Consider the following 11,609-nt stretch of genomic DNA (forward strand, 5'->3'; position numbering starts at 1 on the left):
ACCACATGATTGATCTGAGGTTTTCTTGAGCTTGTCACACCGCTCAGCGAACGGCCCCCCGGAAGCGGAGGATCAGTCGTCCTCGCGCTCCTGATCGCGGCGGGCGGACCGGCCCGCTTCCGGGACGGATTCCGCCGCCGGCCCCGCGGGGCCCGGTGTCAGCACCGGCCGGGTGGGCGCCGGCACGAACGTACCGGGCAGTGAAGGGGCGTTCTCCCGGCCCGCGTTGGCGATCACGACCGCCACATACGGCAGCAGCGCGCCCAGGACCAGCGTGCCCATCGCCACGTAACGCTCGATGTTCCACAGCACCACGGTCAGCACCACGGAGACGGTCCGGATCGACATCGAGATCACATACCGCCGCTGCCGGCCGCGCACGTCTTCCGCGAGTCCCTGGCGGGCCCCGGTGATCCGGAAGACCTCGGTACCGCCCAGCTTCCGCATCGCGTTCCACCACCCGACTGCCGCGCCGTCGCCCTTCGGGCCGCTACGTATTCCACGTTACGCCGCGGCCCCTGCCGCGACGAGACCGGGTCCGCCGTCGGCTGGGCCCCCGGCAGGCGCCCGACGTGCGCAGACGGCGTACGTCCGGGTCCGCCATGCGCCATAGAGGGGGCGGCCCCGCAAGCGCGGAGCCGCCCCGGGGAGCGGCGGTCCTACAGGCCGCGCAGCTCCGCGATCTTCCGGCCGGCCTTGAGATAGACGCCCGACACCGCACGGCCGCCGACGATCTCCCGGGCCACCTCGCCCAGCGGGCGGATCGCCTCGGCCTCGGCCAGCACCACGGCCTCCTGGCCGCCGTCGGCCTCGATGACCAGGCGCAGCCCGTTCTGCTTGGCCACCCGGCGGGCCGCCGAGGCGCTCGGCTGGAAGCCCAGCACCTTGCTGAGCACCGCCGTGGCAGGCTCCGCACCGTGCTCGGCGAGCTCCACGACCGGCGTCTCGACGTCGGTGAACTTCTTCTGCGAGAACTGCGCCACGAAGCCCGCGCGCGCCGCCATCGCCGCCTCGACGCCGTACAGCGCGGCCACGACCTCGCCCGCGAGGACCTTCTTGAGGTCCATCGGGTGCAGCGACTTCTCCTCGATGCGGGACAGGGCGAGCGCGACCTCCGCGTCCGTCCACTCCGTCCACGCCTTGAGGTACGGCTCCATCAGCCGGTCCGGCACCGACATGATCTTGCCGAAGACATCGTCGGCGGGCGCCGAGAGCCCCACGTAGTTGCCCTTGGACTTGGACATCTTCGCGCCGGTGCCGTCCGTGCCCTCGATCAGCGGCATGGTGACGACCAGCTGCGGCTTCTGCCCGTGCACCTCCATCAGCTTGCGGCCCATCTGCAGGTTGAGCAGCTGGTCGGCGCCGCCGAGCTCCACGTCGCAGTCGAGCGCCACGGAGTCCAGCGCCTGGGCGATGGGGTAGAGCAGCTCCGTCATCGTCAGGCCGGAGCCCGCGGCGAGGCGGTTGCGGAAGTCCTCGCGCTGCAGCAGCTGCGAGACCGGCACCTGGGCCAGCAGGCCCAGCAGCCTGGGGAAGGTGTACGGCGCCAGCCACTCGCTGTTCTGCCGGAAGCGCACCTTCTCGAAGTCGAAGAACGGCCGCACCTGCTCGCGGTAGCCCGCCAGGTTCGCGGCAATGTCCTCGTCCGTCAGCGGCGGGCGCTCCGCCGTACGGCCCGTCGGGTCGCCGATCTTGGCGGTGAAGTCACCGATGATCAGGGTGACGTCGTGGCCCATGCGCTGGAAGCGGCTGAGGATGATCACCGGCACGGCGTGTCCGAGGTGCACGTCGGCGGCGGTCGGGTCGATCCCCAGCTTGATGTGCAGGCCCTTGCCCTCGGCCCGGCGCGCCTCGATCCGCTCGGCCAGCTTCGCGATGCCGGGCAGCACCTCGACCGCCCGGCCCGCGATCAGCTCGGCCTGCTCCTTCGCCGGCAGGTCCGACAGGTCCAGATAGCGCCTCGCCTTCGTCTCCGTGAGCAGCTGCTCCACGGTCGATTCGGTGGAGAGGTCCTGCGCCAGCAGGGCGCTGGCGCGCGCGACGGAGTCGCCGAGGCGTGTCATCGTGGCGTTCCTGTAGGTGGTTGTCGGACAAAGGACAGGCCAGAGTCTATTTCCTCCGCAGAGCGGTCATACGCCCTTGCTCACCGAACTCATGTTGAAGTCCGGGATGCGCAGGGCGGGCATGGCCGCCCGGGTGAAGTAGTCGCCCCACTCGCGCGGCAGCGTCGGCTCGGTGCGGCCCGCCTCGGTGGCCCGGGAGAGCAGGTCCACCGGCGACTCGTTGAAGCGGAAGTTGTTCACCTCGCCGACGACCTCGCCCTTCTCCACCAGGTAGACGCCGTCCCGGGTCAGCCCGGTCAGCAGCAGCGACGCCGGGTCCACCTCGCGGATGTACCAGAGGCAGGTCAGCAGCAGGGCCGGCCCCTCGTGGCCGCTGGCGGCGACCATCTCCGCGAGCGAGCGGGTGCCGCCCGCGTCCAGGATCAGGTTGTCGGCGTACGGGGTGAGCGGCAGGCCCGTGAGCTGTGCGGTGTGGCGCGTGGTGAGCAGGTGCTCCAGCACGCCGTCGCGGATCCACTCCGTGGGCGCGAGCGGCAGGCCGTTGTCGAAGACCGACGCGTCGTCGCCGGAGCTGCCCGTGAGCACGAAGGGCGCGCACTCCAGGCCCGGCTCGTACGGGTCGCTGCGCAGGGTCAGCGGCAGCTGCCCCAGCTTCTCGCCGACCCGGGTGCCGCCGCCGGGCTTGGAGAAGACCGTGCGGCCCTCGGCGGCGTCCCGCGCGGTGGACGACCACTGCTGGTAGACGAGGAGGTCGGCGACGGCGGTCGGCGGCAACAGCGTCTCGTACCGCCCGGCGGGCAGCTCGATCCTGCGCTCCGCCCAGGCCAGCCGCTCGGCCAGCTCGGCGTCCATCGCCCGCGGGTCGACGTCGGCGAAGTCCCGGGTGGCGCGCCCGGCCCAGGCGGAGCGGGAGCGGTCGGGGGACTTGGCGTTGAGCTCCAGGGTGCCGGTGGGCTGGTCGTGGCGCAGCCGCAGCCCGGTGGAGGTGCCCAGGTAGCTGGAGACGAGCTCGTGGTGGGCGAAGCCGTACAGCTCCCGCTGCCGGGAGCGGGCGTGCGCGAAGGCCTCGCCGAGCGCCGGTGCGAAGGCGTCGAAGACGGCCGGGGAGGTCTCGGCGGGCGCACCGTCGAAGTCGCGGGAGTGAGGGACGCCCGTCACCAGCGGCTGGGCGTCCTCGGCGGGCCCCGCCTCGCGCGCGGCGGCCTCGGCGGCCCGCACCAGCGGCTCCAGATCCTCGCTCGTCACCGCCGAGCGCGAGACCACGCCCGAGGCGGTGCCCTCGCCGCCGTCGACCGTCGCGACGACGGTGACGGTCCGGCCGCGGGTGACACCGTTGGTGGTGAGCGCGTTGGCGGCCCAGCGCAGATTGGCGGTCGACCGCTCCTCGGCGATGACGACGCACCCGTCGGCGCGCGACAACTCCAGGGCACGCTCGACGATTTCATGCGGCTTGTGCTGGCGAGGACTCATCGGCCGGCCTCCTGCGTCGTGTTCAAACTGTGCTTTCCCGGGGTGCGCCCCCCGGACCCCCGGCCGGGTGCGTGCGTGCCGCTCATCGGCCGGCCTCCTGCGTCGTGTTCAAACTGTGCTTGCCCGGGGTGCGCCCCCCGGACCCCCGGCCGGGTGCGTGCGTACCGCTCATCGGCCGGCCTCCTGCGTCGTGTTCAAGATGTTCACGTTGGTGAAAAGCGCCGAAGGGCAGCCGTGGGAGACCGCCGCGACCTGGCCCGGCTGGGCCTTACCGCAGTTGAAGGCGCCGCCCAGGACGTAGGTCTGCGGGCCGCCCACCGCCGTCATGGAGCCCCAGAAGTCGGTGGTCGTCGCCTGGTAGGCGACGTCGCGCAGCTGGCCGGCCAGCCGCCCGTTCTCGATGCGGAAGAACCGCTGAGCCGTAAATTGAAAATTGTATCGCTGCATGTCGATGGACCACGAGCGGTCCCCGACCACGTAAATCCCCTTCTCCACACCGGAGATGAGCTCCTCGGTCGACGGACCCTCCGGCGCCGGGAGCAGCGAGACGTTCGCCATCCGCTGGAGGGGCACGTGCGCGGGCGAGTCGGCGAACGCGCACCCGTTGGACCGCCCGAGCCCAGTGAGCTTCGCGATCCGCCGGTCCAGCTGGTAGCCCACCAGGACGCCGTCCTTGACCAGGTCCCAGGACTGGGCGGCCACGCCCTCGTCGTCGTAGCCGACGGTCGCCAGCCCGTGCTCGGCGGTACGGTCCCCAGTCACGTTCATGAGCTTGGAGCCATAGGCCAGCGTGCCCAGCAGGTCGGGGGTGGCGAAGGAGGTGCCCGCGTACGCGGCCTCGTAGCCCAGCGCCCGGTCCAGCTCGGTGGCGTGGCCGACCGACTCGTGGATGGTCAGCCACAGGTTGGAGGGGTCCACCACCAGGTCGTACGAGCCCGCCTCCACGCTGGGCGCGCTCATCTTCTCCGCCAGCAGCTCCGGCATCTCGGCCAGCTCCGCGTCCCAGTCCCAGCCGGTGCCCGTCAGGTACTCCCAGCCGCGCCCGGCGGGCGGGGCGAGGGTGCGCATCGAGTCGAAGCCGCCGGTCACCGGGTCCACCGCGACCGCCGTCAGCTGCGGGTGCAGCCGGATGCGCTGCTGCGTGGTGGTCGTGCCCGCCGAGTCCGCGTAGAACTTGTTCTCCTGCACGGTCAGCAGCGAGGCGTCGGCGTGCGCCACCGCGTCGGCCGCCAGCAGCCGTTCGCTCCAGTCGGTGAGCAGCCCGGTCTTGTCGGCATCGGGCACGTCGAAGGGGTTGACCTCGTAGGACGAGACCCAGGTGCGCTCCGCGTGCACCGGCTCGTCCGCGAGCTCCACCCTCTCCTGGGAGCCGGCGGCCGCGATTACCTTCGCGGACAGCTTGGCCATCTGCACCGCCTGCGACGCCACCCGCGCCGCGGCGTCCATCGTCAGCTCCACCCCCGAGGCGAACCCCCAGGTCCCCCCGTGCACCACCCGCACCGCATACCCCAGCTCGGTGGTGTCCGACGACCCCGCCGGCCGCGCATCCCGCAACCGCCACGAGGCGCTGCGCACCCGCTCGAAGCGGAAGTCCGCGTGCTCGGCACCCAGCGCCCGGGCCCGGGCGAGGGCGGCGTCGGCGAGCGGGCGCAGGGGCAGCGCGAGGAATGACTGATCGATCTCATGCGACACGGTCGACTTCTCCCTCTCGGTGTGTCCCCGCAGTGAATCACGCAGCCGGACCGGGGCGAGGGGCAAACGGCACTGCTTCTGTAGAGATCCAACAGAGCGCAACGGTCGCCCCTGTCGCAGGTCGATTGTCGCTTTGGCGACCACTACCGCTACGTTCGGTGTATCCAGCACCACTCAGGCTTCGAAGCTGAACGAAACGGAAGGGTGATCCCTTGAGCCGCTCGGTTCTCGTCACCGGAGGTAACCGGGGCATCGGCCTCGCCATCGCCCGCGCGTTCGCCGAGGCAGGCGACAAGGTCGCCGTCACGTACCGCTCGGGGGAGCCCCCGGAGGGCTTTCTCGCCGTCAAGTGCGACATCACCGATCCCGAGCAGGTCGAGCAGGCCTACAAGGAGATCGAGGAGAAGCAGGGCCCGGTCGAGGTGCTGGTGGCCAACGCCGGTGTCACCCGGGACCAGCTGCTGCTGCGCATGAGCGAGGAGGACTTCACCTCCGTGGTGGAGACCAACCTCACCGGCACCTTCCGGGTCGTCAAGCGGGCCTCCAAGGCCATGCTGCGGGCCCGCAAGGGCCGCGTCGTGCTGATCTCCTCCGTGGTCGGCCTGATGGGCTCGCCGGGCCAGGCGAACTACGCCGCCTCCAAGGCCGGCCTCGTCGGCTTCGCGCGCTCGCTCGCCAGGGAGCTGGGTTCCCGCAACATCACCGTCAACGTCGTCGCGCCCGGGTTCGTGGACACCGACATGACGCGCGTGCTCACCGACGAGCAGCGCGCGGGCATCGTCGGCAACGTCCCGCTGGGCCGTTACGCACAGCCCGAGGAGATCGCCGCCTCGGTCCGCTTCCTCGCCTCCGACGAGGCCGCATACATCACTGGAGCCGTCATTCCTGTCGACGGCGGATTGGGCATGGGTCACTGATCGCCATGAGTGGAATTCTCGCCGGCAAGCGCATCCTCGTCACGGGTGTCCTCACCGAGTCCTCGATCGCCTTCCAGGCGGCGAAGGTCGCCCAGAACGAGGGCGCCGAGGTCATCCTGACCGGCTTCGGGCGCCTCTCCCTGGTCGAGCGCATCGCCAAGCGCCTGCCGAAGCCGGCCCCGGTCATCGAGCTCGACGTGTCCAACCAGGAGCACCTCGACGGCCTCGCCGACAAGGTGCGCGAGCACCTCGGCGACGACGTGCCCCTCGACGGCATCGTGCACTCCATCGCCTTCGGCCCGCAGGGCGCCTTCAACTTCCTGGAGGCCACCTGGGAGGACGTCTCCACGGCCGTCCAGGTCTCGGCCTACTCCTACAAGTCGCTGGCCATGGCGCTGCTCCCGCTGATGCCGGCGGGCAGCTCCATCGTGGGCCTGACCTTCGACGCGCAGATCGCCTGGCCGAAGTACGACTGGATGGGCGTCGCCAAGGCCGCCCTCGAGGGCACCAACCGCTACCTCGCCCGCGACCTCGGCCCCAAGGGCATCCGCTGCAACCTGGTCTCCGCCGGCCCCATCAAGTCGATGGCCGCCAAGTCCATCCCGGGCTTCGAGGAGCTCGCGGACGTGTGGAACCACCGCGCCCCGATCGGCTGGGACCTGGCCGACCCGGAGCCGGCCGGCCGCGGCGTCGTCGGCATGCTGTCCGACTTCTTCCCCCGCACCACCGGCGAGATCGTCCACGTCGACGGCGGCGTGCACATGATGGGCGCCTGACGCCTTCCGCGCATCTCGGATGCCCGCCCCGGTACGCCGGGGCGGGCATCGTGCGTTCCCGGGTCGTGCGGCGGGGCGGCCGCCCGCACACTGAAGGGCAGGACGAGGGAGGAGGTACCGGATGCGCTCCCCACTGCTCCGTACGGCGGCGCTGCTGCTGGCCGCCGCCGCGTTGACCGCACCGGCCGCCGCCACCGCGGCCCCCCGCGGCCCCGGTCACGGCCGGGCGCCCGGCCCGGCCGGCGAGGCCGAGTGCCACACCCGCGTCCAGGGCTCGCACGCCACCGCCGACTGCTTCAACGGCAACGCCACCCCGGACCACGTCCAGCTGCACGTCCAGTGCGCCCGCTGGTGGGACCCGGCCATGGACAGCGCGCCCGCCGTCGTGGGGCCCGCCCGGCACGTCGCGCTCGCCCAGCGGTGCTGGCTGGAGATACGCAACGCCTGGGTGACCCACGACCACGGGTGACCCGGGCGCCCGGTTCGCGGGGCGGGGGTGGGAGACTGTCCTCCATGCAGCAGCCCGTGCTCGACCCGAACCCCAAGAACGGCCAGAAGGCCCTCCTGACGATCCTCGGCGTGATGCTCGGCATCACCGCCGTCATCGCCGTCATCGCCACGCTCGCCTCCCCCTGACACCCGCCCCCACCGCCTTCCCCCACCCCGAGGGTGGGGCTGGCCCCCCGTCCCCTAGGGGGCCAGGGTCAGGGGCAAGTGGGTGGATTGCCGGATGGGAGCGGGACGCCGCGGTCCGTAGGTTCGTAGTACACCGCCGAGCGGCGGTCGTACGGACCCTTCGGAGGCGATCCCCATGTCCGCCGTCAGGCAGGCCCCCGCCGCGCGCGCCACGCAGACCCGGCTGCCGTGGTGGGCCGTGACGCTTGCCGCGGCCGGCTTCGCCGTGCTGTTCTGCCTGCTTGGCTCGCCCGCCTCGGCGGACACCCCGGCCGCGGGCGGCACCGGCTCACTGGCGCGCGTCCTCCAGCTCGTGGAGCACTCGTTCGTCCATCGGGCGCCGTGAGCGCCCCGGCGCACGGCGGCGTCCGCGAGGCGCCACCCTGCAGGGGCAAGCCTGTCAACACCCCGCGCCTCGCCGTGGGTTTCATGCGAAGCTGGACGGCATGAGCGCCGAACCGACCCGCAGGATCGTCCTTCTCCGGCACGCCAAGGCCGACTGGCCCGATGTGGACGACCACGAGCGTCCGCTCGCCGACCGCGGCCGCCAGGACGCCCCGGCAGCCGGCCGCTGGCTCGCCGGTTCCGGCATCGTCCCCGAGCTGGCTCTCTGCTCGACGTCCCTGCGCACCCGCGAAACCTGGAAGCTCGCCGTCCACGAACTGCCGCAGCGCCCCCGCACGGTCTACGAGGAGCGGCTCTACGAAGCCTCGCTCGGCGAGCTGATCGCCCTGCTCAACGAGGTCTCCGACGACGTCCGTGACGTACTGCTCGTCGGGCACAACCCCGGGATGCACGGCCTGGCCGACGCCCTGGCGGGCAGCGCCGAGAACGAGCTGCTGCCGCGCATGAACCGCTCGGGCTTTCCCACCGCGGCCGTCGCGGTGCTCACCTTCACCGGTTCCTGGAAGACCGTCGAGCACGGTGTCGGGCACCTGGCCGCCTTCTGGGCCCCGCACTCCTGAGCCACCGGCCGGGCCCGGCCCGGCCCCCGTTCACTCGTGGGTGTTGGCCGCCTCGACCTCTTCCCGGGTGACACCCAGCAGATAGAGCACGGTGTCGAGGAAGGGCACGTTCACCGCGGTGTGCGCCGCCTCCCGCACCAGCGGCTTGGCGTTGAACGCCACGCCCAGACCGGCGGCGTTGAGCATGTCCAGGTCGTTGGCGCCGTCCCCGACCGCCACCGTCTGCGCCAGGGGCACACCCGCCTCGTCCGCGAACCGGCGCAGCAGCCGGGCCTTGCCCGCCCGGTCCACGATCTCGCCGGTGACCCGGCCCGTCAGCCGGCCGTCGATGATCTCCAGGGTGTTGGCCGACGCGAAGTCCAGGCCCAGCCGCTCCTGCAGGTCGTCCGTGACCTGGGTGAAGCCGCCGGAGACCACCCCGACCTGGAAGCCCAGCCGCTTGAGGGTCTTGATCAGGGTGCGGGCGCCCGGCGTCAGCCGCACCTCGGCTCGCACCTTCTCCACCACCGACTCGTCCAGCCCCGCCAGCAGCGCCACCCGGGCGTGCAGCGACTGCTCGAAGTCCAGCTCGCCGCGCATCGCCTGCGCGGTCACCTCGGCCACCTCCGCCTCGCAGCCCGCGTGCGCCGCGAACAGCTCGATGACCTCGTCCTGGATCAGCGTGGAGTCCACGTCCATGACGACCAGCCGCTGCGCCCGCCGCTGCAGCCCCGCGGCCACCACCGCCACATCCACCCCGAGCGCGGCCGACTCGGTGGCCAGCGCGGTGCGCAGCACATCGGTGCCGACGCCGGAGACCGCGAACTCCACTGCGGTCACGGGGTACTTGGCGAGGCGGAAGATGCGGTCGATGTTGCCGCCGGTGTCGGTGATGCAGGCCGCGACGCCCGCCGTCGACTCGGCGGTCAGCGGATGCCCGAGCACGGTGACGTGGGAACGGCCGGTGCCGCGGGGTCTGTTGTCGCCGAGGCCGGAGATGATCTCCGTCTGGAGCCGCATGGACTCCGCCCAGCTGTGCACGGTCGCCCGGAGGTCGCCCTCGGTGGCGCCGCCCCCGGTCGGCGCGGTGACCAGCGCGCACAGGGTGATCCGCCCTCGCGTGACGATCTGCTCGATGTCTATGACGTCGACGGCGTAGGCGGCGAGGGTGTCGAAGAGCCCGGCGGTGATGCCCGGCCGGTCCTTCCCGAAGATCTTGACGAGGAGAGTCGGGACATCGTCGCCGGTGACGGCGGTGACAGGCGGGGTCTGCGATGCGCTCATGGTGGTTCCTACGGTATCCGCCCCTTCCCCGAGGCTCTCCTCAGACCCCCTTCCGTCTTCCGTGGCGCGCACGGGGCCGTGGGGGCAATGGTGCCGGGGCAGGTTGAATTCCGCGGGTACGGCAGGTCAACGCAGCCCGTCCGGGGGCGCCTCTCCCGGTTACCCCCGCCCCCGAGGCGGTGGCGGGGGCGGCGGCAGCTCGTCCGGTGGCGGGACCGGCGAGGAGCCGTACCGGTATCCCGGCCGCCGGGGCCGCGGCGGCGGCATCGGCCCCGTCTCCGTGGGCGCCGTGTACGGATCCACCTGCCCCGGCTGCCGCAGATAGGGATTGCTCTCCTCCCGCGCGGGCCGGTACCCCGCGGACGGCGAGTACGGCCCCGCGACGGGATACGGACGCACCTCACCGGCCTCCCTCGGCCGCACCGCGCACACCAGCAGCCCCCCTGCCACCCCGGCCCCGAATCCCCATACGAGGCCCAGCAGCAGCGCCACCCCCACGCTCCCGCTCAGCTTCAGCCCCGCCCCGAAGGCGTCGACGCCCAGCACCGACAGGCTCGCGTCCGCCGTGACGCGCGTGGCCAGCACCAGCAGCGGCAGGGCCAGGCCCGTGGCCACCGCGAGGGCCACCCCGCGCCGCAGGGCGAACGCCACCGCACCGCCCTGCCCCCGCGGCGTCCGGGCCGCGGTCAGCACCCCGGCCGTGAGCATCATCAGCGCGCACCCCACTGGCAGCAGCCACACCAGCGGCTCCATCCCGGCGAGCCGGCCCACGGTGACCGCCTGCTCCGTCCCGGCCCGCAGCAGCTCGGGCAGCGGATCCGGCAGCACTTTCAGCAGCGACCCGGCGGCCGTCCCCTGGAAGGGCACGAACAGCCCCAGCGCCACCCCCAGCCACACCCCGTTGGGCGCCCCCAGCAGGGCGCCGCCCAGCACCCGCCCGGGGTGGTCGTCGGCCGTGGCCGCCCCCGCCGCCGCGGCCAGGCCCGCGACCACCGCGAGGACCAGCACCGTGCACAGCGCCGAAGCCGCCGGCCGGACGGTGCGGTGCGCCGCCTGCCAGGAGCGCGGCAGCGGCGCCCGGCGCGCGGCCAGCACGGTGATCAGCAGCACGGCCAGCACCCAGACCGCGCCGCCCAGCAGCGAGGGCCCGGTGCGCACGGAGAAGCCGACGGAGGCCTTGGCGCCCGCCAGCCCCGCGAGCCGGTCCGGCAGGCCGCCGCCGATGTTCCCGACGTCCCCGACGCCGGGGATGTTCAGGCCGCCCTGGCCGCCGCCGGACCCGGACGGATTCAGCCCGCTGCCGTCGAAGGTGATCGTGGACGACCCCGCCCAGGCCAGTCCGCCGAGCAGCAGGAGGAAGAGGACGGCCACCGCCGCGGCCCGCGCGGCCAGCTCCCGGCCGCGCACCATCGGCCCGAGCGGGCGCAGCGACCGGGCGAAGACGCGGCCGAGCAGCAGTGCGCCCACCAGGCTCACCCCCAGTGGCGCGATGTCGACGGTGGTGTGCGCCCCAGCGCCCGTCAGGCCGAATGCTTCGACCGATCCGGTCGGGGTGAGCGAGCCGCCGACCGCGAGCACCACCACCGCCGCGGTCATCGGGCCGAGTGCCCCGGCGGCATCCGCCCCCAGAAGGTGCAGCCCCAGCGCAGCCACCGCGGCCATCGCCAGGAAGGCCCAGCTCACCGAGGCTATCGCGGTAAGGAGCAGATCGGCCCCGTAGGAAGCGCGCCTGCTGCTGGTCACGGTCATCACGGCCCCCCGGTTTCCCGCCAGATGCCCGGATGCTGA

12 protein-coding genes are annotated in these 11,609 nt (G+C 72.7%); 6 read left to right on the forward strand and 6 right to left on the reverse strand.

Annotation, left to right across the window (positions count from 1 at the left end; translation table 11 throughout):
* Nucleotides 1-72 precede the first annotated feature (72 nt).
* The 4 genes from FHS39_RS10455 to FHS39_RS10470 all read right to left on the reverse strand — a co-directional run bounded on the left by FHS39_RS10455 (nt 73) and on the right by FHS39_RS10470 (nt 5,225).
* Entirely contained in the window at nt 73-447 is a 375-nt protein-coding gene (locus FHS39_RS10455; RefSeq protein ID WP_045933247.1) for a DUF3099 domain-containing protein, read from the reverse strand.
* A gap of 212 nt (nt 448-659) precedes the next feature.
* Nucleotides 660-2,063, reverse strand: coding sequence for a tyrosine--tRNA ligase (tyrS, locus tag FHS39_RS10460; RefSeq protein WP_045933248.1), 1,404 nt, complete (start codon nt 2,061-2,063; stop codon nt 660-662).
* Between the two features lie 66 nt (nt 2,064-2,129).
* Nucleotides 2,130-3,533: a metallopeptidase TldD-related protein gene (locus FHS39_RS10465; RefSeq protein WP_184348608.1), complete on the reverse strand. Its 1,404-nt coding sequence runs from the start codon at nt 3,531-3,533 to the stop codon at nt 2,130-2,132.
* A gap of 168 nt (nt 3,534-3,701) precedes the next feature.
* Nucleotides 3,702-5,225 carry a metallopeptidase TldD-related protein gene (locus tag FHS39_RS10470; RefSeq protein ID WP_184348609.1) on the reverse strand — a complete coding sequence of 508 codons (1,524 nt, stop codon included), beginning with the start codon at nt 5,223-5,225 and terminating at the stop codon, nt 3,702-3,704.
* A 212-nt stretch (nt 5,226-5,437) separates the two neighbouring features.
* On the opposite strand from FHS39_RS10470, the gene fabG reads away from it, so the two are divergent.
* The 6 genes from fabG (at nt 5,438) to FHS39_RS10495 (ending at nt 8,558) form a co-directional block, all read left to right on the forward strand.
* Nucleotides 5,438-6,142: a 3-oxoacyl-[acyl-carrier-protein] reductase gene (gene fabG, locus FHS39_RS10475; RefSeq protein ID WP_184348610.1), complete on the forward strand. Its 705-nt coding sequence runs from the start codon at nt 5,438-5,440 to the stop codon at nt 6,140-6,142.
* A 5-nt stretch (nt 6,143-6,147) separates the two neighbouring features.
* Nucleotides 6,148-6,918 (forward strand): enoyl-ACP reductase FabI, encoded by a 771-nt coding sequence (gene fabI, locus FHS39_RS10480; protein ID WP_184348611.1) that lies wholly within the window; start codon nt 6,148-6,150, stop codon nt 6,916-6,918.
* Between the two features lie 121 nt (nt 6,919-7,039).
* Nucleotides 7,040-7,387 (forward strand): hypothetical protein, encoded by a 348-nt coding sequence (locus tag FHS39_RS10485; RefSeq protein WP_184348612.1) that lies wholly within the window; start codon nt 7,040-7,042, stop codon nt 7,385-7,387.
* A 44-nt stretch (nt 7,388-7,431) separates the two neighbouring features.
* Complete coding sequence (locus tag FHS39_RS25690) at nt 7,432-7,554, forward strand: SGM_5486 family transporter-associated protein (protein ID WP_281396795.1); 123 nt, start codon at nt 7,432-7,434, stop codon at nt 7,552-7,554.
* Between the two features lie 175 nt (nt 7,555-7,729).
* Nucleotides 7,730-7,939: a hypothetical protein gene (locus tag FHS39_RS10490; RefSeq protein ID WP_184348613.1), complete on the forward strand. Its 210-nt coding sequence runs from the start codon at nt 7,730-7,732 to the stop codon at nt 7,937-7,939.
* 100 nt (nt 7,940-8,039) lie between these two features.
* Nucleotides 8,040-8,558, forward strand: coding sequence for a SixA phosphatase family protein (locus FHS39_RS10495; protein ID WP_184348614.1), 519 nt, complete (start codon nt 8,040-8,042; stop codon nt 8,556-8,558).
* Between the two features lie 30 nt (nt 8,559-8,588).
* Here the strand turns inward: FHS39_RS10495 and serB are convergent, their stop codons facing one another.
* Complete coding sequence (serB, locus tag FHS39_RS10500) at nt 8,589-9,821, reverse strand: phosphoserine phosphatase SerB (protein WP_184348615.1); 1,233 nt, start codon at nt 9,819-9,821, stop codon at nt 8,589-8,591.
* A gap of 159 nt (nt 9,822-9,980) precedes the next feature.
* Entirely contained in the window at nt 9,981-11,570 is a 1,590-nt protein-coding gene (locus FHS39_RS10505; protein WP_184348616.1) for a streptophobe family protein, read from the reverse strand.
* Between the last annotated feature and the right edge of the window lie 39 nt (nt 11,571-11,609).

Source organism: Streptomyces olivoverticillatus (genome assembly GCF_014203555.1).
Taxonomy (GTDB): domain Bacteria; phylum Actinomycetota; class Actinomycetes; order Streptomycetales; family Streptomycetaceae; genus Streptomyces; species Streptomyces olivoverticillatus.

Coding starts and splice junctions, on each gene's coding strand:
- FHS39_RS10455 (WP_045933247.1), bottom strand. CDS start 447: ATGCGGAAGCTGGGCGGTACCGAGGTCTTCCGGATCACCGGGGCCCGC.
- tyrS (WP_045933248.1), bottom strand. CDS start 2,063: ATGACACGCCTCGGCGACTCCGTCGCGCGCGCCAGCGCCCTGCTGGCG.
- FHS39_RS10465 (WP_184348608.1), bottom strand. CDS start 3,533: ATGAGTCCTCGCCAGCACAAGCCGCATGAAATCGTCGAGCGTGCCCTG.
- fabI (WP_184348611.1), top strand. CDS start 6,148: ATGAGTGGAATTCTCGCCGGCAAGCGCATCCTCGTCACGGGTGTCCTC.
- FHS39_RS10485 (WP_184348612.1), top strand. CDS start 7,040: ATGCGCTCCCCACTGCTCCGTACGGCGGCGCTGCTGCTGGCCGCCGCC.
- FHS39_RS25690 (WP_281396795.1), top strand. CDS start 7,432: ATGCAGCAGCCCGTGCTCGACCCGAACCCCAAGAACGGCCAGAAGGCC.
- FHS39_RS10490 (WP_184348613.1), top strand. CDS start 7,730: ATGTCCGCCGTCAGGCAGGCCCCCGCCGCGCGCGCCACGCAGACCCGG.
- FHS39_RS10495 (WP_184348614.1), top strand. CDS start 8,040: ATGAGCGCCGAACCGACCCGCAGGATCGTCCTTCTCCGGCACGCCAAG.
- serB (WP_184348615.1), bottom strand. CDS start 9,821: ATGAGCGCATCGCAGACCCCGCCTGTCACCGCCGTCACCGGCGACGAT.
- FHS39_RS10505 (WP_184348616.1), bottom strand. CDS start 11,570: ATGACCGTGACCAGCAGCAGGCGCGCTTCCTACGGGGCCGATCTGCTC.